General features: G+C 50.0%; 25 protein-coding genes. 21 read left to right on the forward strand and 4 right to left on the reverse strand.

The features are described 5' to 3' along the window. The first annotated feature begins 1 nt into the window (after window position 1). The 6 genes from cbiB (at window position 2) to AC15IQ_RS05125 (ending at window position 4719) form a co-directional block, all read left to right on the forward strand. Complete coding sequence (gene cbiB, locus AC15IQ_RS05100) at window positions 2–949, forward strand: adenosylcobinamide-phosphate synthase CbiB (protein WP_483177589.1); 948 nt, start codon at window positions 2–4, stop codon at window positions 947–949. A gap of 24 nt (window positions 950–973) precedes the next feature. Continuing rightward, window positions 974–2080: a threonine-phosphate decarboxylase CobD gene (gene cobD, locus AC15IQ_RS05105; RefSeq protein WP_483177590.1), complete on the forward strand. Its 1107-nt coding sequence runs from the start codon at window positions 974–976 to the stop codon at window positions 2078–2080. 63 nt (window positions 2081–2143) lie between these two features. After that, complete coding sequence (locus AC15IQ_RS05110) at window positions 2144–2839, forward strand: energy-coupling factor ABC transporter permease (protein ID WP_483177591.1); 696 nt, start codon at window positions 2144–2146, stop codon at window positions 2837–2839. Next, window positions 2836–3120, forward strand: a complete 285-nt coding sequence (locus AC15IQ_RS05115; protein ID WP_483177592.1) for an energy-coupling factor ABC transporter substrate-binding protein — start codon at window positions 2836–2838, stop codon at window positions 3118–3120. Before AC15IQ_RS05110 ends, AC15IQ_RS05115 begins: the two co-directional genes overlap by 4 nt. Further along, window positions 3117–3899 carry a cobalt ECF transporter T component CbiQ gene (gene cbiQ, locus AC15IQ_RS05120; RefSeq protein ID WP_483177593.1) on the forward strand — a complete coding sequence of 261 codons (783 nt, stop codon included), beginning with the start codon at window positions 3117–3119 and terminating at the stop codon, window positions 3897–3899. The genes AC15IQ_RS05115 and cbiQ overlap by 4 nt, the downstream gene beginning before the upstream one ends. Continuing rightward, window positions 3889–4719, forward strand: a complete 831-nt coding sequence (locus tag AC15IQ_RS05125; protein WP_483177594.1) for an energy-coupling factor ABC transporter ATP-binding protein — start codon at window positions 3889–3891, stop codon at window positions 4717–4719. The genes cbiQ and AC15IQ_RS05125 overlap by 11 nt, the downstream gene beginning before the upstream one ends. Window positions 4720–4812: 93 nt before the next feature. Here the strand turns inward: AC15IQ_RS05125 and AC15IQ_RS05130 are convergent, their stop codons facing one another. Next, entirely contained in the window at window positions 4813–6189 is a 1377-nt protein-coding gene (locus tag AC15IQ_RS05130; RefSeq protein WP_483177595.1) for an acetyl-CoA hydrolase/transferase family protein, read from the reverse strand. Window positions 6190–6443: 254 nt separating this feature from the next. On the opposite strand from AC15IQ_RS05130, the gene AC15IQ_RS05135 reads away from it, so the two are divergent. After that, on the forward strand, window positions 6444–7268 hold the full coding sequence (locus tag AC15IQ_RS05135) for a uroporphyrinogen decarboxylase family protein (RefSeq protein ID WP_483177596.1): 825 nt from the start codon (window positions 6444–6446) through the stop codon (window positions 7266–7268). Window positions 7269–7389: 121 nt separating this feature from the next. Here AC15IQ_RS05135 and AC15IQ_RS05140 read toward each other — a convergent pair whose 3' ends face one another. After that, a complete protein-coding gene (locus tag AC15IQ_RS05140; RefSeq protein WP_483177597.1) occupies window positions 7390–8142 on the reverse strand; it encodes a guanylate kinase in 753 nt (250 codons plus the stop codon). A 670-nt stretch (window positions 8143–8812) separates the two neighbouring features. Here AC15IQ_RS05140 and AC15IQ_RS05145 point away from each other — a divergent pair. The 5 genes from AC15IQ_RS05145 to AC15IQ_RS05165 all read left to right on the forward strand — a co-directional run bounded on the left by AC15IQ_RS05145 (window position 8813) and on the right by AC15IQ_RS05165 (window position 13294). Beyond that, window positions 8813–9877 carry a branched-chain amino acid aminotransferase gene (locus AC15IQ_RS05145; protein ID WP_483177598.1) on the forward strand — a complete coding sequence of 355 codons (1065 nt, stop codon included), beginning with the start codon at window positions 8813–8815 and terminating at the stop codon, window positions 9875–9877. A gap of 218 nt (window positions 9878–10095) precedes the next feature. After that, window positions 10096–11079 (forward strand): hypothetical protein, encoded by a 984-nt coding sequence (locus tag AC15IQ_RS05150; protein ID WP_483177599.1) that lies wholly within the window; start codon window positions 10096–10098, stop codon window positions 11077–11079. A gap of 86 nt (window positions 11080–11165) precedes the next feature. Continuing rightward, window positions 11166–11645 carry a DsrE/DsrF/DrsH-like family protein gene (locus AC15IQ_RS05155; RefSeq protein WP_483177600.1) on the forward strand — a complete coding sequence of 160 codons (480 nt, stop codon included), beginning with the start codon at window positions 11166–11168 and terminating at the stop codon, window positions 11643–11645. A 96-nt stretch (window positions 11646–11741) separates the two neighbouring features. Further along, a complete protein-coding gene (locus tag AC15IQ_RS05160) occupies window positions 11742–13154 on the forward strand; it encodes an aminotransferase class V-fold PLP-dependent enzyme (RefSeq protein WP_483177601.1) in 1413 nt (470 codons plus the stop codon). A gap of 11 nt (window positions 13155–13165) precedes the next feature. Beyond that, the gene (locus AC15IQ_RS05165) at window positions 13166–13294 is read left to right on the forward strand and encodes a hypothetical protein (RefSeq protein WP_483177602.1); all 129 of its coding nucleotides are present in this window, start codon (window positions 13166–13168) and stop codon (window positions 13292–13294) included. Window positions 13295–13299: 5 nt separating this feature from the next. Here AC15IQ_RS05165 and AC15IQ_RS05170 read toward each other — a convergent pair whose 3' ends face one another. Both AC15IQ_RS05170 and AC15IQ_RS05175 read right to left on the reverse strand, forming a co-directional pair. Further along, entirely contained in the window at window positions 13300–13473 is a 174-nt protein-coding gene (locus tag AC15IQ_RS05170; protein WP_483177603.1) for an H-type small acid-soluble spore protein, read from the reverse strand. Window positions 13474–13893: 420 nt separating this feature from the next. Further along, entirely contained in the window at window positions 13894–15372 is a 1479-nt protein-coding gene (locus AC15IQ_RS05175) for an aminotransferase class I/II-fold pyridoxal phosphate-dependent enzyme (protein WP_483177604.1), read from the reverse strand. Window positions 15373–15803: 431 nt separating this feature from the next. Between AC15IQ_RS05175 and AC15IQ_RS05180 the strand changes: the two genes are divergently transcribed. From AC15IQ_RS05180 to AC15IQ_RS05220, 9 genes are all read left to right on the forward strand, one after another. Further along, window positions 15804–16286 (forward strand): EamA family transporter, encoded by a 483-nt coding sequence (locus AC15IQ_RS05180; RefSeq protein WP_483177605.1) that lies wholly within the window; start codon window positions 15804–15806, stop codon window positions 16284–16286. Between the two features lie 303 nt (window positions 16287–16589). Next, entirely contained in the window at window positions 16590–17342 is a 753-nt protein-coding gene (locus tag AC15IQ_RS05185; RefSeq protein ID WP_483177606.1) for a prepilin peptidase, read from the forward strand. 176 nt (window positions 17343–17518) lie between these two features. Continuing rightward, entirely contained in the window at window positions 17519–17857 is a 339-nt protein-coding gene (locus AC15IQ_RS05190; protein WP_483177607.1) for a DUF192 domain-containing protein, read from the forward strand. Between the two features lie 173 nt (window positions 17858–18030). After that, entirely contained in the window at window positions 18031–18963 is a 933-nt protein-coding gene (locus AC15IQ_RS05195) for a phosphatase PAP2 family protein (RefSeq protein ID WP_483177608.1), read from the forward strand. Between the two features lie 35 nt (window positions 18964–18998). Continuing rightward, entirely contained in the window at window positions 18999–19619 is a 621-nt protein-coding gene (locus AC15IQ_RS05200; RefSeq protein WP_483177609.1) for a hypothetical protein, read from the forward strand. Window positions 19620–19713: 94 nt separating this feature from the next. Then, window positions 19714–20631: a hypothetical protein gene (locus tag AC15IQ_RS05205; RefSeq protein ID WP_483177610.1), complete on the forward strand. Its 918-nt coding sequence runs from the start codon at window positions 19714–19716 to the stop codon at window positions 20629–20631. Next, window positions 20600–21013 (forward strand): GtrA family protein, encoded by a 414-nt coding sequence (locus AC15IQ_RS05210; RefSeq protein WP_483177611.1) that lies wholly within the window; start codon window positions 20600–20602, stop codon window positions 21011–21013. Before AC15IQ_RS05205 ends, AC15IQ_RS05210 begins: the two co-directional genes overlap by 32 nt. A gap of 19 nt (window positions 21014–21032) precedes the next feature. After that, window positions 21033–22451 carry an NAD(P)/FAD-dependent oxidoreductase gene (locus AC15IQ_RS05215; protein ID WP_483177612.1) on the forward strand — a complete coding sequence of 473 codons (1419 nt, stop codon included), beginning with the start codon at window positions 21033–21035 and terminating at the stop codon, window positions 22449–22451. Then, entirely contained in the window at window positions 22451–24256 is a 1806-nt protein-coding gene (locus AC15IQ_RS05220) for a hypothetical protein (RefSeq protein ID WP_483177613.1), read from the forward strand. Before AC15IQ_RS05215 ends, AC15IQ_RS05220 begins: the two co-directional genes overlap by 1 nt. The last annotated feature ends 66 nt before the right edge of the window (window positions 24257–24322 follow it).

Genomic DNA, 24322 nt, shown 5'->3' on the forward strand with positions numbered 1-24322 from the left:
CATGGAATGGATCATTGTGACCGCATTGATATTGGACTTGCTGATAGGGGATCCGCGCTGGCTGCCTCATCCGGTGGTTATGATCGGACGGGTTATCAGCGGCTGTGAAGCCCTGATGCGCAGATTCGCCATAAGTCCTGGTCTGCTAAAACTGGGAGGCAGTCTTATGGTCCTTGTAGTCGTGACCGGGACCTATCTGATCACCTGGGGCATCATGGCTCTGGCTTATCGGGTGCATGCCTATCTGGGCATCGCGGTCAGTGTGGTGATCATGAGCCAGACCCTGGCGGTCAACAGTCTGTATCGCCATGCGGAGGAGGTCTTGCGCCCGCTTAAAGCGGGAGACCTGCCAGCAGCGCGGCAGGCTCTGGCCATGATCGTAGGCCGCGACACCGCGGAGCTGGATGAGTCCCAACTGGTGCGCGGGGTGGTGGAAACGGTTTCCGAAAATACCGTCGATGGCATCACGGCGCCGCTGTTCTATGGCTTCCTGGGCGGACCGGCCCTGGCTATGGCCTATAAGGCGGTAAATACCCTGGACTCTATGGTGGGGTACAAAAACGAACGCTACCAGCATCTGGGCTGGGCCGGGGCGCGCCTGGATGATGCGGCCAACTACATCCCCGCCCGGTTGACCGGTTTGTTATACCTGCTGCTGGCACCATTTACTGTGGGCGGATTTGGTGGGGTGGCCAAGACGATGTGGCGTGATGCGCCCCGCCATCCCAGTCCTAACAGCGGCATCCCTGAATCAGCGGTTGCCGGGGCACTGGGAGTGCAGTTGGGCGGTCTCAACTACTACAATGGAGTAGCTTCTCACCGGGCGGTCATGGGTGAGCCGATCAATCAGCTGCACACCGGTCACATCAGGCAGAGTCTCAACATTATGCTGATAGTCAGTTGCGAAGCTTTAATTCTGGGGATCTTGATATCCTGGTGGTGGAGATAGCTAATAAATAGGGGGTGAGGATCGATGAATGATGAGAATACCAATAAACCGACTCACGGTGGAAATGTGTGGACCGAGGCAGGCAGGTGGGGAGTACCGTTGGAGAATATCCTGGATTTCAGCGCCAATATCAACCCCCTGGGGCCTTCACCACTGGCCTTAGAGGCTATTGGCGACAATCTGGGCCAGCTCATCCATTACCCGGAGCCAACCGGGGATTCCTGTAAAATCGCCCTGGCTGAATACTTGGGCGTAGAAGGCTCCAACTTGGTGCTGGGCAACGGCGGTTCAGAGCTTATTTACCTTTTGGGACGCATGTTTTATAAAGGCCGCTTGGTGCTGCTGGCCCCGTGTTTCTCCGAATACGGCGAAGGTTTGGAAAATCCGCAGGTGGTGAGGATAAACCTCCAGCCTCAGGAGCATTTCCGCCTGCCCCTGGAGCAAATCAGAGCAATTTTACGGCCCGGGGACCTGCTGTTCATCGGCAATCCCAACAACCCTACCGGCAACCTGTTTGGCAAAGACAATTTGCTGCAACTGGCCCACCTGGCCGGCACTGTGGGAGCGGTAGTGGTGGTGGATGAGGCTTTTCTGGATTTCACCGGTGACGACTCGCTGTCCCTGCGCTATGAGGCGGTGCAGCATCCACATATTATCGTAGTCGGCTCCCTGACCAAGTTTTTCGCCATACCCGGCTTGCGTTTAGGATACGCTGCCGCCCATGCGGAGCATATCAAACGAATGGAGTTCTTGCTTCCCACCTGGCGAATCAACACCCTGGCCTTATCGGCAGGGCAGGCCTCGCTGAGAGACCGTGAATACATACAGAGAACTATCGCCGTGGTAGCCGAGGAGAGAAAGTTCCTGACCGCACAGCTTCAGGACCTGCCGTTTTTAACGGTGTTTCCGGGAGTGAGCAATTTCCTGCTCATCGATGCAGAGCAGAGCGGGCTTACAGCGGCTCAGTGGCAGCAGAGGCTGGGACCTGAGGGGATTCTGATCAGGAATTGCTCCAATTTTGCCAACCTGTCACCGTACTATTTCCGCGTCGCAGTCAAACAGAGAGAGCACAATCTGCGCCTGCTGCAGGCCTTGCAGGGGAATTATTATCGACTAACTGCTGAGCTTTGATGAACCAGCCATGCCTGGTTGGTCGCCGAATAGATATGGAGTAAGAGTAAGGAGGCAAGTGCCGTGACGTTGTCTTTTGGAATGCATATAATGGAAGGTTTTCTTCCCCTGGGGTGGGCTGTGGCCTGGTTTGGGCTGATGCTTCCTTTCCTATACCTCAGTATTGTCAGAGCCCGCAGACTGATAGCCGATAATCCCCGGGCCCTGCTTTTGCTGGCCTTTGCGGGAGCGTTTACCTTTGTGCTTTCGGCTCTAAAACTGCCCTCGGTTACAGGGAGTTGTTCCCACCCTACCGGAATGGCTTTGGGGGCTATACTTTTCGGGCCGACTGCTATGGTGCTGATCGGATTGATTGTCCTGTTTTTTCAGGCCTTGCTCCTGGCCCACGGCGGACTGACTACTATAGGAGCAAATGTTGTATCTATGGCAGTGGTAGGACCTTTCGTAGCTTACGGGTTGTACGCCCTCCTCAAAAAAACCCGCCTGCCCCACTGGGTTGCAGTGCTCAGTGGGGCTGCGGTGGGTAGCCTGGCTACTTATGTAGTCACTGCCCTGCAGTTGGCACTGGCTTTTTCCGGGGGGGCAGAGGGCTTTTATGCGGCATTTATCAAGTTTTCCGGTATTTTTGCGGTGACCCAGGTGCCCATCGCCATTGTCGAAGGAATTTTGACGGTTTTGGTACTGGATTTATTATGGGCTTACAATCGTAATGAAGTGGAAAGCCTCAAAGACTTGAGAACAGGGGGTGAACAGGCATGAAGCGCAATATCGCCTTGATGGGCATTGTTTTGCTGCTGATGGTCTATGCCTTTTTAAGCAATCGCGGGGCTGAATTCGAGGGAGCCGATGCACAGGCCGAAACCGTTATCGAGGAAATCAGACCAGATTATCAGCCCTGGTTTGAACCGCTGTGGGAACCTCCCAGCTCTGAAATCGAATCTTTATTGTTTGCCCTGCAGGCAGCTCTGGGTTCGGGATTTATCTGTTACTACCTGGGGTACACCATAGGCCGCAAAAAGGCAGTGGAGCAATCGCGATGATACGTATTGACCAAGCCGCCTACAGTTCACCCTGGTATTCATTTCACCCGGCTGTCAAATTGGGATTGGTAGCAGCCTCTTTACTGCTGGTTTTGGCTCTTGACACCGAGATCATTTCCATATCGGTCCTGCTATCCATGTCGCTCCTGGTGATTTTGGCAGCTCGGGTCTCTTGGCGCTTCTACCTGAATTTAATGTTGATCCCGCTGTGCTTCCTAGTGGCCGGCTGTGCTGCTGTGGCTGTCACCAACAGTATTCAACCTCATGGTCTCTGGCCAGCTGTATATGCCGGAGGACTATGGTGGGGTATTTCAGACGGATCCTGGCACCAGGCCCAAGCACTAATGCTGCGTTGCCTGGCCTGTGTCAGTGCGATGTACCTCTTGGCGTTAACCACCCCGGTGGTTCAACTGGTGTATGTGATGCGGATGCTCAAGATTCCCGATGTAATTACCGATCTTACCGGGCTTATATACATAAACATATTCACCTTTTTACAGACTGCGCAGGATATATATATCGCCCAACAGTCCCGCTGCGGGTATCGGGGTTTTAAAGGTCAGTTTTCTTCCCTGTCAGCTTTGGTCAGCAACCTTTTCTTAAAAAATCTGCATAGGACCAGCGCTTGTTATGATGGTTTGCTGGCTCGCGGATTTAACGGCAGCCTGGAGGTGCTTGAAGAACCTTATATCTTCAAACCTGTACATCTGGCTGCGGTAAGCATATTTATCAGCAGCCTGCTTATGATCTATTTCTATGGGGGACGCTATGCAGCCTGATTTACTGACGGTCAGGGACTTATATTATCGATATCAGGACGGCACCAACGCCTTAAACGGCCTCAATATATCCGTGCCCGTCAATTGCCGGGCTGCCATCCTGGGAGCGAATGGCGCAGGCAAATCCACCTTGTTCCTGCATTTTAACGGCTTGCTGCGCCCATTGGCCGGTTCCGTTTATTACCGCGGGCGGGAGGTCCAGTATAACAAAAAGGCTTTAATGAACCTTCGCCAGCGGGTGGGTATCGTTTTTCAAAATCCTGACCATCAACTGTTTTCTGCCAGTGTGTGGCAGGACATCTCCTTTGGCCTGATGAATCAGGGTTGTGGAAAGGCGGAGGCCCGCATGAGGGTGGAAGCGGTTGGAGAGCAATTAGGTATTAGTGAACTCTTTTTCCGCCCTACCCATTTTTTGAGCGTGGGTCAGAAGAAGATGGTGTCTCTGGCTGGAGTACTGGCAATGGAACCGGAACTGATAATCTGTGATGAGCCTACCGCCGGACTGGATCCTGAGAATGCCCAACTGTTTATGCATGTGCTGAATCAATTGCAACAACAGGGCAAGACCATCGTGATTTCGACCCATGATGTGAATCTGGCCTATCAGTGGGCCGATCTGGTGTGGCTGCTGCATAGAGGGCAGGTCTTGGCAGAGGGCTCTCCACTTGAGGTCTTTGATCAGGACGAGTTGTTGAAGCAGGCCCACCTGGAGACCCCCTGGTTGTTGGAAATCTGGCGGGTTATGGAGGCGCAGGGGCTGGTTTCGGCTGATATGCCCCCGCGCAGCAAAGCTCAGCTGCGGCAAGCCTTGCACGAATGACACAGGGGGACGCTTTCACTGTGTCATTTTTAATTCATATATGAATCGCTGACCGCCGACAAAGAAAAGTGCGAAGGCTCAGCAGCGTCGGCTTCAAGGCATTTCGCCTGCAGTGATATTGCTGGTAGCTGCGCCTAAGCCGGGGTAGAAGTTCTTCTGCAAGGATTTGCGCAGCTCGCCGCGCAAGTCGGGATGAGCTATCTCTATCAGAGCTTGGGCCCGCTGGCGGCGGCTTTTATATTTCAGGTCAGCCACCCCGTATTTCGTGACTACATAGTGGGCATAGGCGCGGGGAACTGTTATTGGCGTACCAATCGGCATCTCAGGCATAATCGAGGATGACAGGCTGCCGTCAGGCTGCTGGCGGGCCGCCGATAACAGGGTTATGCCTTTGCCTCCCTCTGACCAGTAAGCACCCAGCATAAAATCGAGTTGTCCGCCACTGCCGCTGATCATGCGGTGTCCCCAACCCTCGGAGCAGATTTGTCCGCTCAAGTCGACCATGACGGCCATGTTGATGGCTGTCAAGTTAGGGTACTGGGCCAGCATGATGGGACTGTTGGTATATGATGAGGGATAGAACTCGCAGGAAGGATTTTCGCTGATGTAATCGTACAGATCCTGGTCGCCAAGGCACATAGTGGCCAAAGTAACGCCGCGATGCCGGGGTTTGCAGGCATTGGTCACAATGCCTTGTTCCACCAGCTTGGGCAGTCCGATGGGGAACATCTCCGTGGTCACGCCCAAATCGTGTTTGCCCTGCAGACCGCAAACCACCGCTTCGGGGATGCCGCCGATTCCCATCTGAATGGTATCCCCGTCGTTGATCAAATCGAGCACATGAGCAGCGATGGCTTTCTCAATCTCGGTAGGCTTGCTGCGGGAAAAGGTAGGTATAGGGCTGTTATGCTCAATAAAGCAGTCAAATTCCGATACATGCATCCAGTTGTCTCCCAGGACTATAGGCATAAATTCATTTACCTCGGCAATGACGACCCGCAGTTTTCCCTTAGCCCGGCCTTTGCGGATCGTATCCATGGTATAAAAATTGGTGAGCCCCAGATTAACATAACCTTTACTATTGGGCGGAGTGACCATAGCGATAAAAACGTCCGCATTGGCTGCCATTTTATCACCCAGATCCTGGGCGGTGATGGGCAGGAAATCAGGTATGCGGGTGGAGTTGATATTGCGGATGGTGGAGAGGCCAAAGGCGGGGCAATATTCGATGCGTCCCAGCAGATTACCCATGAATTCCGGGTCGTACAGCCGGGTGGGCCGAAGCTGCACGGTGTCTGAGATTACCACCCCGGTAAGCTCTTCATGGCGGTCCAGGATAGCTTCATACATAGGCGGGGTGCAAGCTCCCACTCCCAGGGCTATGCCCACAAAATCACCGGATTTGACCAGACTCGCAGCTTCCTTAAATGAAACCTGATTATTGCGATAGTGCTCCTTCCAATTCGACACTACTATACCCCCTCTTCCTTATATAACCAGCCTGCCTATGCCCAAAATGTATTCTATACGGGCTTAAACGGCAGTCTCCTCAAGAATATATTCCTGTTTTGGGCGTTTTTTCCTTCTTTACTAGAAAATAATATTGGGACGCTAACTAACAGCATTTGCCATCTGCTATAATGATTCTGTCGGGAATCAATAATGGTAATTGCGGTCTGTCTCCCCCGCTCATAACTTATTTTTCAAAGAAAGCGATTGGTAAAATGGGCCGTTTACGCGTGTGGAACGCACTACGCAAAATCAAACCCGAACGTACCCCGCGGGGTGAAATCCTCATCGCAGAGGCATTTCTAAAAGAGGCCAACACCAACCTGGAAGCGTTTTTGGAGGAGATTGAGGCCGATCTGCTCACACTCCCTGTCAATTACCGCTCCCAAGTGGACTGGCAATACTGGTGCCGCAAGGGGTATTTCACCTTTGCCCTGATTGATGGTCCATTCAATACTCTGATACAGTCGCTAGGATGGGCGCGGGCCGCAGAATGGATCGTAAAAAAACCTGCCACTGTGCGCAGCTTCATGGGCAAGTATTTGAAAGCCGCCTGGGAAGTGGCCGCCGGCGCACTGGATGGAGGCTGTGAAGGGCTTATATTGGGGGATGATCTGGCTGGACAAAACGACTTGCTGGTTGATCCGGTTTTCCTGCGTAAATACTATTTCCCCGAATTGCGCTGCTGGCTGAAAAAAATACCGGTGGTGAGCACGCCGGTGCTATTTCACTCCGACGGCAATGTGGCAGAGTTGATACCGGATTTGAGGGGCGTTGGCTTCTGGGGCCTGCAGGGCCTGCAGCCTGATGCGGGGATGAGTAAAGCAATCCTACCGGAAGAATTGGTGGATGATTGGGTGTGGTGGGGCAGCCTGCAGTTTGAGGGCCGACTCGGTCTCAAAGGCCCTGCGCAGCTCAGCTCCGAGGCTGTGCAATTGTGCCGGCAATGGCAAGGAGTCCCCGGATACATCTTCGGTTCCTGCGGCGGCCTCTATTCCGGCCTACCTCTGGAGCTGGTAAAAGCTGCCTACCTAAAATGACACACGGGGACGGGCCTCTACTCCTTATCTGTGTCATTGAGTCGTAATTGAATCATTTATCAGGAGACAGAGTTGTGACAAGAACTTGATATGCTAGAACCTGCCTCCTCGATAGAGGAATTTACTCAACAGGCCACAGGTTTTTCTCCCACTTTTCGGCATAAGGGGCTGGTTCACCACGGAGCAATGCCGCAAAGGCTTCCACGGCCTGCAAAGCATCTCCGATTGGGTAGTAAAAGGCATTCCAATTATCGCTGTCCTCACCGTCATGATTGGGTATGACCCAATCGAACTGCCACGCCAAATCAAGCTCCATTGGGGCGCTATTGCATCGTTTCTCAATATTCTCCAGGTCTTTCAGCGAGAGGATGCCCTTCTGTTTCTGAGTGCGGCGTAGCAGTTTGCGGCGCATCACATCCACCAGCATCTCCCGCACGTTGGCTCCCTGCTCACGCAGCCAGATGATTTCGGCTCTGCACAGGGGAGCTAGGAACACCCGCTGTATATCCACTTCCGCCATCTCAGGCAGATTCCAGATGGCCTGGGGAACGTAAGGATTCCCTTCAAAAAGCACGTCCTGACCGCTGTCCAGAATGCTGAATAGCTCCGCGGTGTCCAGACCTTGCAAGTCACCGCGAACTTCCAGGAGGATGAAATCTTCGCGCTCATTGAGTCTGTGCATCTGGTCAGGGCTGCGGAAATAATAGTCCACCCCTTCACTCTCGCCCGGTCGCGGAGCGCGCGTATTGTACATGACCAATTTGCGAAGTTTAGACTCCAGCTGAGGATATAGCGCCTTCAAGGCATTACACAGCGGCCCTTTACCCACGCAGGAAGGTCCGCCCAGAAGCACCAACCGGCCGCGTTTGGACATACTAACGCCCCCTATAAACATTCTTTCCTTGCCAATTCGGCACCCTACACACTTTATCCTGCATACCTAAATACCTATATACCTGTAGTACGATACCCTCTATCTGTGTTATTCCCACGAGTGGCATGATAAGCGCAGTATGATGAAAGTTAAGTCAATATCTTGCGCTATGGTTACTCTGCAAAGAATGGAGACAACGTACAGTGTCCCTGTGTTTCACTCAGTTAATGCCAGCCAAAATGATTCCACTGTGAATTAAAAAATGACACAGATAAAACGTCCCCCTGTGTCATTCGTCCCCCTGTGTCATTTGCTTACTTCCGCAAAGAATGGGGACAAAGAGTTCCCGTGTTTTCGTGTTTCATTCCGCAATAGCCATCATAATGATTCCATTGTGAATTAAAAAATGACACAAATAAAACGTCCCCCTGTGTCATCTTGGTATCTTGTGGGGAAATATTTTACTGCAATGACTTCATATTACGCCCTTGTTTTTGTTCTCCTGTAGTGCAATAATTAAATTCAACAAAATTTCTCCAAAAATCGCCCCACATCGGAGTTCTTGCGCATTGTATGTTGTATACAGAAAAACCATAAACAGCGGACCAGAAATAAACCTTGATAAAGGAAATTATATAAATCGGAGGATTGAGGTGATTTATTTATGTCCATGGAGATCAAAGTTACCAGGACAAACTCTCCCAAGGTGAAACCGGATCAAAATAATCTTCCTTTCGGAGAGTACTTTACCGACCATATGTTTGTGATGGATTACACCGAAGGGCAGGGCTGGCACGACCCCCGGATTGTACCCTACGGCCCCTTGGAGCTTGATCCCTCCACTATGGTCTTCCACTACGGGCAGGCGATTTTTGAAGGAATGAAAGCGTACAAGTGCAAAGACGGCAGTATCAACCTGTTCCGCCCCTACGCCAATATGGAGCGCGCCAACATCTCTAATGAAAGAGTGGTCATACCTCCTCTGGATGTGGATTTCGCCGTAGAGGCCATAAGGGCTGCAGTGGATATAGACAGTGACTGGGTGCCGGATGCGGAAGGCACCTCCTTATATATACGTCCATTCATCATTTCCACCGACCCTTACCTGGGGGTGCGACCCTCGCATACATATAAATTTATGGTGATCATGTGCCCGGTAGGGGCTTACTACCCTGAAGGTCTGGACCCGGTCAAGATCTATGTTGAAAGCAACTATGTCCGTGCAGTCAAGGGCGGCACCGGCTATATCAAGACTCCGGGCAATTATGCTGCCAGCCTGAAAGCCCAAATAGAGGCCAAAGAGAAGAATTACACCCAGGTGTTGTGGCTGGATGGAGTAGAGAAGAAATATATAGAAGAAGTTGGCACCATGAACGTGATGTTTAAAATAGACGGTACGGTGGTGACTCCAGCCCTGGAAGGCAGCATTCTGGGCGGCATCACCCGCGATTCCGCTTTGGCCTTGTTAAGGCATTGGGGCGTTCCGGTTGAAGAAAGGCGCATCAGCATACAGGAGTTGTTCGAGGCCTATGAAAAAGGCCGACTGGAAGAGGCCTTCGGCACCGGCACCGCTGCGGTCATCTCTCCCATAGGCGAGCTGTCCTGGGACGGCAAGGTGATGAACATCAACAACGGACAGATCGGAGAGATCTCCCAGAAGCTGTATGACACCATGACAGGTATACAGTACGGCGAGGTGGAAGATCCTTTCAACTGGGTGGTCAAAGTCAGATAATTCATGGCCATTGGTCAGACCCGAAGAGCCCCCAACTAAAAATAATCTCTGAGCAACCTGGGACGTTTTCGGCCGTGTTGTATACTACGGATAACACGGCCAGACGTCCCCTTTCGTTTTCTCCGACCGTTTTTAATTTCCAAGTTTATACATCTGACCTTTTGGTTTAAACTATCGATATAATATTAATAAGCAGTGGAGAGGGGGGAGCCTGCCGAATGGTAGTGGTCTTATGGTTTTCCTGGCAACAGAAACTGAATACGCTGCGCCACAATCTCGACTATCATGCCGGGGAACTGTATTGCGCGCCGCTGATTCCCGACCTCTTGCTGGATTACAGCCGTAAATTGTGCCCGACCATAGACCCTGGGGAGAAGCCCTATTGCCTCTATTTCACCTATAAAGACAGCGGCAGACTGCCGGTCTTGATTCTGCTTACCGATCAGCGACTGCACTATTTCAATCCCTTCCGGCCCCACACCATGGCCTGGGGAGAGGTCCGCGAAGTGGGTTCCATCCCCCTGCAGGCTATCGCCCAATTCGAGGTACAGGCCAGACCTTTCCGCACCTTGCTCACCGTCAATGAGCAGGAATTCCTGACCCTGCCTTATCGCATCGAGCCGGTCATACGGCATCGGCTTAAGACGGCCGTGGATTTGAAAAAAGGCCCAGAAGCATTTAAAACCAATATTCAGGACACCTATCTGAATCCCGAAAACTCCATTGACGGATACGATCTGGCCGAAGTGACCCACCATTTCCTCAACCAGTTCGTGCCCTTGTTCAATTTTTACACCTGTCCCTTCAACGCTGAACACCTGCAAGAGCTGCGCCTGATTTGCGGCTGCAGCTTGGAAGATGAGGCCCCATTGATTTACCTGCCTCTGGAGCAACCAGGCAGCCAGCATTGCGGGGTGTTAATCACCACCGTTAATATGTATGTGCTGCGCCAGCAGGTCGAAGTCATCCCGCTGTCCAGTATATATCAGGCCGGCCTGGCAACGGTCAACGGTCGGGTTTATCTGCATGTGAACGGCCAGAGCCGGGGCATACTGTATGAAGAACGGAGTGCATTTGACAAGCGCAATACCCGCGTCTTGCAGACCTTATTCCGGCTCTACCGGCGCACCTTGAACCGCTACCAACCGGTTCCGGCCAGAGGCTTTCCCGCTTTTTATCCGCATCCCGACCATAACCACTGAAACATCGGAATAATTAAAATGCTGCCAGCAGATGCTAAGACTGCCTCCAGATGGTGAGGGGCAGTCTTTTTATAAGGAGAGATGATATGGAAAAGAGTGGTTTCAGTCTTCTATTATTCAGTGGTGACTATGATAAATGCCTGGCGGCAATGATCCTGGCCAATGGAGCGCGCGATTTGGAGATGGAGGTAGATGTATTCTGCGCCTTCTGGGGGCTTTTACTGCTGCGCGACCCAGAAAAACTCAGTATGGAAGACAAGGATGTATACGAAAAAATGTTTACTCTGGCCACCCCGGCGGGGGCAGAAGCGCTCCCTCTGTCGAAGATGAACATGGCCGGAATGGGCAAACAGATGCTGCTCAATATGATGGCTTCTCAAGAATCCCCCGATCTGGTGTCATTTCTGCACGGAGCTTTTAAAAAAGGGGTGCGTTTCCATGCCTGCGAACTCTCCATGAAGATTATGGGCTTTGAGAGCGAAGAACTGCTGCCTGAGGTAACAGTTAAAACTGTACATGACTATTTGCAGCAAGCCAGAAAAGCAGAAATTCAGTTATTCATCTGATCGCCGCCCGCACCATGAAAATGTTCATACTGTGTTCCCAAATCTAGCCCCGGTTCATAACATATAGGAAAACATTGTGTGACAGGATGAGTGCATTTGTTTCCTTTACAGGTTGTGAACCGCCCCAATGCTGCGCTGCGCAGCAACATACACGGCATAGATCTCAAAGTGCCGGTATTAGGGGGGAAAAAGAAGCCCTTTATTTTTTTCGATAACGCCGCCAGCACCCCGCCCTTGAAAACAGTGCTCCAACAGATGGATGAATTCATGAAGTGGTATTCTGGGGTCCACCGCGGCACCGGGTACAAATCGCTGGTATCGTCTCGGGTGTATGACCACAGCCATGATGTGATAGCTGAATTCGTCGGCGCCGATCCGGTTCTGGATACAGTGGTGCTGGTCAAGAACACCACCGAAGCTATCAATAAACTGTCCTATCGTCTAGGCTTAAAGCCCGGAGATATAGTCTTGACCACGGAAATGGAGCACCATTCCAATGATCTGCCCTGGCGGCAGCAGGCCCGGGTGGAGTACGTTCAGGTCGATGCCCACGGCCGACTGAATATGGAGCAGCTGCAGAACCTGTTGAAGAAGAACTATCCTCGGGTCAAACTGGTGGCAGTATGCGGAGCCTCCAATGTGACCGGACATATCAACGACGTACACCGCATCGCCGAGCTGGCTCATGGTTTTGGTGCCCGCATACTAGTGGACGGAGCCCAATTGATCCCCCATCACTGCTTCAATATGAAGCCCCATAGCCATCCCCAGCACATTGATTTTCTGGCCTTCTCCGGGCATAAAATCTTCGCGCCATACGGCTGCGGGGCCTTGATCGGGCCGCGCTGGCTGTTTGAACAGGGTGCCCCGGAATACAGCGGGGGTGGCACAGTCAATATGGTGTTTAGAGACACTGTCTACTGGGGATCACCGCCCGACCGGGATGAAGCCGGTTCACCCAATGTGCCCGGGGCCTATGCGCTGGCGGCTACCTTGCAGTATTTAAAAAGCCTGGGCATGTTGCAACTCAGCCGTAACGAGCAGCGTCTCACTTCATATTTAATGGAAGGATTGGGCCGCAACCGCGAAGTTATTCTGTATGGCAGCACCCCCCGGGTAGGGGTGGTCACATTCAACATAAAGGGTCTGTCACATGCACTGGTCGGAGCCATACTGTGCTTCGAGGCCGGCATCGGGGTGCGTACCGGGTGTTTTTGCGCCCAGGGTTATGTAAGGCGCCTTTTAGAGGAGACGGAGAACCCTGATCACCTGCAATACTATATGAAACGGGAACTGCACAAGCTCCCGGGAATGGTGCGCGTCAGTCTGGCAGCTTATAACACCGAGCGGGAGATAGATATTTTTTTGCAGCTGGTGGAGCAAATCTGCCAGAACAAAAAGGCCTACCGGGACAGTTACCAGTGGTCTGAGCAATTGGGGACCTATGTGCCCAAAGATCTGGGAGTGGAATCCCTGTTGGAGGAGATTTACCAGCGGGTTGGTTTTTAGCAAGCCAGGTTTTGCGCGAGACTATGCACATCGACCTGCCCACCGAGGCCGAAATATACTGCCTGGAGGGTGACCGTCATCCCCACGGCTGCCGCGAGGAGCGCTGCCGCTACTATTGGAAACACGCCCCCATGGGCTAAGGCGGTTATTCACTCTCCATCAGATCCTGCACCGGCACCTCGGTTCTTTTGCGCTGGTGCAGCAATTCGATCTTGGCCTGGTCCCCGTAAATATCCTCGATCCAGATCGGCTCCCCCTGATACAGCACCTCTATAACCCCGAGCGAATTGAAAATATCATGAGCCCTTTTCACATCCATCTGACTGCCTCCTAGAATTCAAATACTACTGTTAGTTTCCCAGAATGGTCTATAGATCACGGTTATTTATTGTGTACACTAGAATTATGCTATTGTTAGTTTCCCTGCAGCAAATAAATATATGATTGCCGATTATTGGTTGATATACTAATAGCACAACTGACGGATGGCCCTAACCATCCTACGGCCCTTTCAGAACTACCTGCTTATTGGCCTTTTGCATCAAAAAACCCCCCGGGCAAATACATATATACCAGAGGGGATGAACCATCGAAATTTACTTAATTCATGACATAGATCCCCGGGGGAAGCCATTCAATGTTTAGGGGCGAGCCATTTAGATTTGGCCAAAAAATGACTCAGTTAATACGTCCCCGCGTGTCATCATCAAAAATGACACAGATAAAGCGTCCCTGTGTGTCACAGATAAAGCGTCCCTGTGTGACATTCGGAGCCGAGGACGCGGATGCAGTTGACCTGGGGGTCGGCGGTGCCTTGCAGGGTGCAGCCCTGTGCTTTGAGGAAATTTATATAATCGATCAGATCAGAAGTGATGCGTTCACCCGGAAGTATCACTGGTATGCCGGGCGGGTACGCCATCAGCATCTCGGCGGCGATCTCCCCGGCAGCGGACTTCAAGGATATCGATTTAGTGGGGCTGTAAAAAGCATCCCGGGGAGATACGATCATCTCCGGCGAGGGCGGTATTTCGAAATAGAACGGGGTGTTTTTATGCTGTGTTTCAGCGGCCAGTTGCGACAGGGCACCGACCAATTGCTGTAACTGGGCTTCATCGTCCCCGATAGTGATTATGGCCAGTATATTGTGCAGATCCGACATCTCCACCTGTATATTAAAGCGCTGGCGCAAGATTTCTTCCACCTGATAACCGATCAGCCCCAGACCGGCAACATGGATGCCCAATTTAGTCTCGTCAAAACCATAGCAGCCCGGTCTGCCTGGCATATCCGGCCCAAAGGCGTATAGCCCCGGAATGCGGTTTATCTCCTCACGGGCCCACCTGGCCAGGCGCAGAGTCTTGCTGAGCAGTTTGCGGCCGTTGAGGGCCATCTGTCGGCGGGCCAAATCCAGGGAGGTCATCAGCAGATAGGAAGCGCTGGAGGTATAGGTCAATTCCAGCACCTTTTTCACCCGTTCCACTGCAATTAAATTACTCTGGTACAGCAGTACTGAGGACTGGGTCAACGAACCCGAAGTCTTATGCATGCTGGCCGCGCTCATATCGGCTCCGGCTTCCATGGCGGTGGTCGGGAAACCGGGATGGAAATAGGCATGGGCTCCATGAGCCTCATCCACCAAAACCGCCATATCGTAGCTGTGAGCCAGGTTCACAATAGCCTTCAGATCAGCGACGATCCCGTAATAACTGGGATTAATCACCAATACCGCCCGGGCATGGGGATGAGCCTTGATAACTGCTTCCAAATCAGATAGGGTGACCGCGGTGGCTATGCCCAGGTTGCGGTCGCATTGAGGCTGCACGTAAACCGGCAGGGCACCGCTGAGGATGACGCCGCCGAAGGTGGATTTGTGCGCGTTGCGGGGAATGATGATCTCACTTCCCGGTTCACAGGCCGACATGATCATGGCCTGCACCCCGGAAGTGGTGCCGTTGACCAAAAAATAGGCGCGCCAGGCGTGAAAAGCCCTGGCCATGAGGATCTGCGCTTCCCGGATCACCCCTTGAGGGTTGCCGATGAAATCCAGGTCTTTCATGCCGTTGACATCCATCTTTAAGATCAATTCTCCAACCATGTCCGCCAGTTCTGGAAGTCCGCGGCCCTGCTTGTGGCCGGGCACATGGAACGGGACTACCCCATCATTTACGTATCGCAACACCGCCTCATAGAGAGGGGCAGAACATTGTTCATTTGGCAAATCATGATACCCTCACTTTAATCATCTGTTTATCAACCGATGCTATTTAATGGATAGCCCACACATACTCCTACCATATGCAGGACAGGTAAAGGTTGGTGCCAACGCCAGGTATATGAATTGCGCTGCCGGGGGTAAGATGGCGGCATTATGCCGAGCCCTGGCACCCAACCTCAGTATTTTGTATTAATCGATCGGATCGAGTGGTAGGTGATTTTGACTGATGACTGAACCTGCGCTCGGGCATCAAGCCTGCTTAGAACCCAGTTGTGATGGAATTTGGTATGATTTCGAGCTGGATACAATAGGATGGTAACAGACTCCATCTATCCAGCTGAGCCATTGCGATTGAGTATCATAGTATAAGCAGTGGGTGGCCATTGATGTTCCTTCCCTGCCTGCAGCGATTGTACGCAAAAGGATATTTTAATGTGAAGCTAAATTGGTATGACCAGGCCAGGTTCTTCCTGGTAGATGCTTTGAGGAGAAACCGCATGATGGTTATCTGGATTGCCATATTCGGCATGATCTGCTGGGGTATTGCGCCGATTTTCGCCAAGGTTGGCCTGCGCGGGGTCAATCCAGCCGCGGCCCTTATCGTCCGTACCATGTTTGCGGCCATAATCGTGACCACCTGGGTGGCCATGAGCGGTTCATTCGGGGAACTTTTAAAAGGCTTCACCTGGCAGGTCGGATTGCTGCTGGGTATGGAGGCCGTACTGGCTACAGTGATAGGCGATCTGGCCTATTACACCGCCATCAAATACGGGGATGTCAGCGTGGTCTCACTGATCATGGCCAGCGCCCCCCTGGTCACCGTAATCTGCGCGGTGCTGCTATTAGGAGAAAGCATCACCATTTGGAAAGTCTTAGGAGCCTGTTACGTAATGCTGGGTATCCTCTTATTGCTATAGCCCTGTGTGACCGGGTGTGACACATCCCGTCATACCCCGTCACAAACCCGTTGAAACTTCCTTGTCTGCTTTAGCTTATTAAGGCAAACTGTCACATCCCCTGTCACATTATTACGGCATCATATCACTGTCGTCTTTCTCCGGAATCATGTCAACCAGAGAACTTGGAGGGTAATGGTCAACTGTATGCCTATGCAGGAGATGCCTGAACTCGAGTAGAAGAAGGCGCAGGTGACCAGGCAACCATTTTGGCTGAGGCTATGCTACCATATAGAAAAGAATGGTTGTACGGGATGAGTTTACATGACTTGGATGTATTACACCATAGTTGCGATACTCGGTCTGATCTTTGGCTCTTTTGCCAATGTGGTGATTCACCGCCTTCCCAGAGGGGAGTCGGTGGTTTTTCCTGCCTCTCACTGCCCGTCCTGCGGACAAATTCTCTCGACTGGGGACTTGATCCCGGTAATTAGCTACCTTTTGCTGCGGGGCCACTGCCGCTATTGCGCAGCCGAAATAAGCCCGCGCTATCCTCTGGTGGAAGCTCTGATGGCCTTATTGTTCTTACTGGTCTTTCTGCAGTGGAGATTGTCACTCACCACCCTAACCGGAATGGCCTTGAGTTTCGCACTGCTTTGCGCCGCCTTAATTGATGTGGACTGCGGCCTTATTCCCAACCGCCTGACCATGCCGGCCTTGGGCGCCGCTCTCATCCTGGCCACTCTATCCGGGAGTTTGCTATCAGCGCTCTTAGGGGGACTGGTTCTGGGTGGCCTTTTTCTTGCCTTAGCCCTTTTGTCCAACGGGGGCTTAGGCGGGGGTGATATCAAGCTGGCTGCAGTTATCGGGGCCTTTTGCGGCTGGCCGGGGGCATTGACAGCCTTGGTCTTGGTTTCTTTGATTGGAGGGGTTTATGCCCTTTACCTGTTGATATTCAAAGGGGCAGGCCGCAAGACTGCAGTGCGTTTTGGTCCCATACTGGCCCTGGGGGCTTTTTTGGCCTTTAATTACGGAGCACAGTGGGCGGCATGGTATTTTTCCTGGTTAAGTCGCTGATAATAGCTGACCTCCCAGGGGAGAGTCAAGTAAAAGGTTTGCATAAGGTTAACCTCCAGACGGGCTACAAAGTGAAATTAATTAAACTGAAGATTCAGTCTAGTTTTAACGAAATATGTATATGAAAGCCTGGCGATAATGGCTTAGTGACCATGAAGGTCCGGAGGTGGATATCGATGCTGATAAATAAGGATACCAATCAGTGCTTATGCAGTCATATCTTGCACGCTAACACCTTCTGGAAGCGCCTTTGCGGCCTCTTGCCATATAAGTCATTGCCAGAGGGCGTGGGCATGCTGATCACCCCGTGCAAGAGTGTGCATACCTTTTTTATGCGCTTCCCAATTGATGTGGTTTATCTAGACCGGGAGATGCGGGTGGTTGCTCTATATGAGAATGTGCCTAAAGGTAAAACCCTGCCTTATCATAAAACGGCCTATTCTGTATTGGAACTCCCGGCCGGTACTATAAATGTCACTGGGACTGAAGCGGGACACCTAATCAAGCTTTATTAATTCGTTTACTATATACAATGATAAACAATGGCTAAATGGGGAAGAGTACCCCAGTGCATTTTTATATTGAGGCTTCTTAAAAGAAGTATGTGGTTCTACTTTGACCTAGTAATAATCCATTATTGTTTCGAGCAAACCAGCCTATGGTTCAATATTTGGACCAGGAGCAACATATGATTTTTCGTAAGAATTTTGAATTTATTCTATTAATTATCTTTGTATGTATATGGGGCTTTTATACATATTTTAAAGGGTTGCCCATTAACATGCCCAATAAAGCCAGTTTTTTATCAATTTGGCTGCACTATGTCCATCCTTTAGCAGTTGCAGTAATAGTACAAATTGTATATGTATTAGTTTTTAAGAAAAAGGCTATTAACTCATGGATTCCATATTTTTATATACCGTATATTTTGGTGGTGGTATTTCTGCACTTCAATTTTAAAGCATGGACACCCCTCATCAACCCTATATCGTATGATGCGATGTATTTTCATATAGACAATTTTCTATTTCCATTGAAACAAGTTTTTATTTGTGCTGCTGACTTTATCACCTGGGGAGGAAAAGTCAACTTAAGTTCGTTTTATAATCAAATGTTCGTCTTAATGTTTTTCTTGTCATTCACCTTTCACCTCATTTATGATAACTTAAATAATTTTAGAAAAATTGTAATTGGGGTATGCCTTATATTATTAGTAGGAGGCGTGTCATACTGGATATGCCCAGCTGTCGGCCCATTTATATTTGATACAAGCACTACGGTATTTACTCCTATTCAACAAGGAATGTACTCTCACTACTTAATTGTATCTCAACAACATTATATCCCGGATGGATACTTCACAGCAGCCCCTGCTGCTATGCCCAGCCTTCATATAGCACACAGCTTCTTTCTAATGATAATGGCTTTGCGAAAAATAAGACCTTTAGGTTATTTCTATATTGCCGTGTTTTTGGGAATCTTGTTTATTTCCGTAGCCTCAAAATGGCATTATCTTATTGATATTCCATTTGGGCTTTTGATAAGTGTAGGCACAATTTGGATTGTAGACAGGATTTATAGCAACGAAATAACATTTAAGGGGAATTATTGCACACCATGATAAGTTGGAATACGAGGGAGACAATATATTAGCTAATGACAAAACAGAACCGCTCTCTAGAGTTTTTCACTCTAATCCTGTATGCTTCTGCTTTGCTGACCATCATGTATTTCCATGAACCATGGTTTGATGAAGCCCAGGCATGGTTGATTGCTCAGGATGCATCCATACTTGAGTTAATTACAAGTATAACTCATTATGAAGGGCATCCACCGATATGGTTCCTAGTACTAATGCCTTTTGCCAAGCTGGGCCTGCCTTTTGAGATAGGCCTGAAAACAGTTAATTTCGTTATTGCCACTACCGCGATGGGCCTGCTGATATTCAAAGCCCCTTTCCCCAGAATCATTCGCTGTACGATTCCCTTCACCTATTTTTTCTTTTATCAGTATGGGGTGATCAGCAGAACCTACAGCATGATGATGCTGGGTTTTGTGCTGAGTGCCCTATTTTATAAAGACCGCAATACCAAACCCTATCACTTTACAGCGTCCTTGGCGATTGTCTGCGGCTCCAGCGTGTATGGCATGGTTATCTGTGCGGGGATCGCTTTGGTTTGGTTGGCGGAGGTGGCGGAATTACAATCTACTGCTTGGCATAAGGCGGTTTGTCAGCAGCAAATCATTTTACGCTCTCTTATCGCTGCTGGTATTTAATATTCTGTTGGCCGTAAGTGCCTATCCGCCTGCTGATACCTATGCGATAAATGCGGTGGTAGCCAAATCAGCTGATATGTCCTTGTTGTTCTATATGTTGTTGATAGCCCCGGCTGATGCATTTTTCACCTCATTTTTCTCGGCCTCTGCCGCCAATGGTGCTGTTCAATATTTAGTATGTGGCCTTATCAGCGCGGTGATCATCATCCTGCTGTTGGAGGTGGCCAAGGCAGCACGAATGCTGGCTTTGTTGCTGGTGCCGTACCTGTTCTTCATCCTGTTTGGAGGGCTAGTCTATTTTTGGGACCATCATATCGGCATATTCTCCATGTTCTATGTTTTTGTGCTTTGGTGTTTTTGGGACCAGCTTCAACTCCGCCGCGAGACCTTATTTACAAACAATAAGCCTTTCAGGTATTTGGGCCTGTTCGTGCTCGCTTTGGCTTTGCTCAGCACCCTACGCTGGTCGGTGGTTGCCGCCAGGAATGACATCGATCTGAATTATGGAACCGGCCGGGAAGCGGCAGCCTTTATTATGGAAAATAAACTGGATCAATTAAATATTTGGGTTGCCTGGCGTATTATCGAGAATGAAAAAGCAGGAGAAAAATATTATGATTATGCATCTACAGAAGGAGTACCCACAATAGCTTATTTTGATAACAACATCTTCTCCAATTTTAATTACCAAAATAACAATAGACGATATCTTACCCATAAAATCAATTGTGAAGATAAATGCGTGAACGAATTAGATGCGAAAGATAATCCAGATGTTTTATTTACGAATTTGAGCCTCTATTACACGTTAGGAGAACAGATATCGGTTAATGATTATGCGCTGGTTAAATCAATAAGTGGTCGCAAAATCTGGAAAGACGAAGTCGATGAATACAAGGTTTTGATCTTTCTTAATAAAGACCTACTGAACAATTATCCGCAACTCGATATATTAAATTGGGAAGATGAGTTATTGCCGAATGAAGAAATATCACCATGGTTTACAAAGTAAATACCTGACCATATTTTTCGAAATGGTCAAATACGGACTGGTCAGCGTGTCTGCCCTGGCAGTGGACGTCGGGCTCTTATATGCCCTGGTAGAATACTACGATTTCCACCATATCCACGCTGCCACGATTTCCTTCATCTGCGGACTGGTTGTCAATTACAGTCTGGCCAGGGTATTCGTATTCAAGGAGAGCAAGTATCCGCTCTGGCAGGAGTTTATATGGTATGCTTCTATCGGGGTAGTAGGATTATTGCTGAATGACTTTATAATCTATTTGTTGGTATGGTTCGGGACCTGGTATCTATACGCCAAGGCGGTGTCGGTGGCGGTGGTTTTCTTTTTTAATTTCTTTGGCCGACGCCGGTTGTTTTCTGATCAGTAATTTGGGGAGAGGTTCAATTATGTCGCAAAGCGTTGTGATAATGGGAGGTGGACCGGCCGGATTAGCGGCTGGATATGAGCTTGCCAAAAAGGGATATAAGGTAATTTTGTTGGAAAAGGAGAAACAGGTCGGGGGAATTAGCAAAACCGTTGAAAAAGATGGCTATCGATTTGATCAAGGCGGGCATCGCTTTTTCACCAAAATCGATGAGGTGGAAAGGTTGTGGAAAGAGGTCCTGGAGGAGGAATTCTTGCTTAGGCCCAGACTTTCCAGGATATTTTACCGGGGCAAGTTCTTTGATTATCCTATCAAGCCATTTAATGCCCTGTCCAGACTGGGATTTATAGAAGCGGTAAAGATAATGGGCAGTTATGTAAAAGTCAAAATAAAGCCCATAAGTCCGGAAGAAAGCTTCGAAGACTGGGTTACCAATCGCTTCGGCTATCGCCTGTTTAAACATTTCTTCAAATCCTACACTGAAAAAGTATGGGGCATGTCCACCAAACAACTCAAGGCCGAGTGGGCGGCTCAGCGCATTCAGGGCTTAAATCTGGTAACCGCAGTCACTAATGCGCTTTTCAAGCAGTTTAAAAAAAACAGCATTAAAACGCTTATTGAAGAATTCCATTATCCCCGCCTGGGGCCGGGGCAGATGTATGAATCCATGGCCCGGGCGATAGAAAAGTGCGACGGCAGGGTATTACTGAATGCCCGGGTCAGTGGGATAAATATGCAGGGAAAGCGGGTCTTATCGGTGGACTATGTGAATGGAGACGGGCAGGAGAAAAGCATCGCGGCTGATTATGCCATCAGTAGCCTGCCCTTGAAGGATATGTTCAATCTGATTGCCCCGAAGCTCGACAGCGGACTTGATCATGCCGGCAATTTGCTTAAATACCGCGATTTTATCTCAGTCAACCTGGCACTTAATCAGGAATTCCTTTTCCCGGACAATTGGATCTATGTGCATTCCCCGGAGGTCAATCTGGGCCGTATTCAGAATTTCAAGCAATGGAGCCCGGCTATGGTGCCGGAAGAAGGCTGCAGTTCATTGGGCCTGGAGTATTTCTGCAATGAGGGAGATAAATTGTGGAATTCTCCGGATGAGGATTTGATAACCATGGCCATCGATGAGATCAGCCGGATGGGACTGATTGATAAGGATGCCGTCAAATGGGGCTGGGTGGTGCGGGTGCCCAAGGCTTATCCGGTTTATGATGACGATTACCAGCAGGCTATGCCGGTAATAAAACAGTATCTTAACAGCCTGGAGAATCTACAATCCATTGGCCGCAATGGCCTGCACCGCTACAATAACATGGACCACTCCATACTCACCGGGCTTATGGCCGCCCAGAATATTCAAGGGGCCGCTCACGACCTGTGGAGTGTCAACACCGATGATGAGTACCATGAAACCATGGAAGCGAAACACTGATGAACAACAACTTGAAACAAGGGTATGGCGATTCCAACCGGTCCATTTTTGCGGTCACAATCGTGGCCTGGTTCATCATTTTGCTGGTCTATTACTATGTTCAGGGCTATCCAGAAAAGGATTTGTTGGATACAGATGCCTTTACCCGCCTGGTCAGGGTGGAGCAACTAGCAACAGATCACGACTGGTATAACTCGGTTATCCCCCGTAGCAATGCCCCTCACGGTGAAACCTTGCACTGGACTCGGCCGCTGGACATACTGCTGTTGTTAGGTGCTGGTGCACTGACTCCGTTGTTCGGCTTTCATAAAGCCTTATACTGGTGGGGGGTTGTTATTAGCCCCATTCTGGGGGTAATTAGCCTGGCAGCAATGGCCTGGGCTGCCCAACCGGTCTTGGACCGTGAAAACCGTCGGTGGGTATGGATACTATTCTTGGGCCAGTTTCTGCTGGTGTCTGTATACCATTTTGGTCGCCCCGATCACCACAGCCTGTTATCTTTGCTCTTTATCGGGCTAATTGGCTGTCTACTACGTCTCGCTGAACCTGAACCTAACCGGAAAATGGCCCTTTGGGTGGGTTTACTGGCTGGTGTGGCAATGTGGGTAAGCGTAGAGGCTTTGGCCGGTGTGGTGCTGGTTTTTATTGCTCTGGCAATTCTGTGGGTTTTACACGGTGGGGGCTACCTCGATAAACTGCATGTTTTTGCAGGAACCTTACTGGTCTGCTCGGCTGTGTTCCTATTATCAGAGTACCCGTTGAGAGCATTGCTCAGTTTTGAATATGACCGCATTTCAGCGGTGCACATAATCATATTTGCCCTGGCAGCTGTTTCGGTCTTCATATTGAGGGCTTTTACCTCCAAGGGCAGGACCTATCGTTTATCAGCGGCCCTTGTCATAGCTGCAGCTGATTTTGCGCTGTTATGGTTCACCATACCGGCGTTTTTTAAAGGCCCTTTCAGCCAGGTTAACTCGGAGATAATACCTATCTGGTTGGATTGGGTGATAGAAGTACAACCATTGCTGGCAGACTCAACTATTACTATAGTGACTGTTATTGGATCTATAACAGTAGCCAGTGGCTTTGTCATATATCGGTTGATTTTAAAGAAATGCGATCGCCAGACAGAATACCTTCTCACCTTTCTGATAGGCCTGCTTGTCTTCATACCCCTGACATTCTATCAAATTCGCTGGGTATATTACTGTTCAGCCCTGCTGGTTATTCCCCTGGCTATGGCGTTAAGCCAAATAATGAATAGATTATCCAGCATCAAAAAAGATGGCCTACGGGCTCTGGCACGAGCCGGGACTATCGTTTTGTTCTTATTCGGATTCCTGCTGCTAGGTGTCATTCTGGATACACCAGAAAACCCGGCGGATGCCGCTGACAGCAAGCCCCCAACCCGGGTCTTATGCAACTGGCTCAATGACCCCGGCAGCAATCTTCCTGCCAGTGCAGTCATAATGATCGACATAGATTACGGGCCTGAAATTCTATACCGCACTCCCCATCAGGTCATTGCAACTCCTTATCATCGCAATGACGCCGGTATTCTCTTCAACCACCGGGTGATGACCTCTGCCAATGCCGAAGCGGCCCGTGTTGTGATCAGTGAACGACCCGTGGATCTGCTCATACTGACCCCTGAATCATCAGAAAAGGTCATATATAAGGCTGCAGAAAACCCCAATATTTTCTACAACCAACTGCTCGCCGGGCAGGTGCCAGAATGGCTTATTCCTGTGCCGACCCCACCCGGGGTGAGCGAATGGTTTCTGGTATTTAAGGTGATAGATTAACCACATTGTGGCATGGACATTAATAGACTGAGGTGCCGTATACATATAATCCAGAACCGGGTTTAA

It is taken from the genome of Syntrophomonas sp. DTU019, from assembly GCA_913757435.1.
Taxonomy (GTDB): domain Bacteria; phylum Bacillota; class Syntrophomonadia; order Syntrophomonadales; family Syntrophomonadaceae; genus DTU019.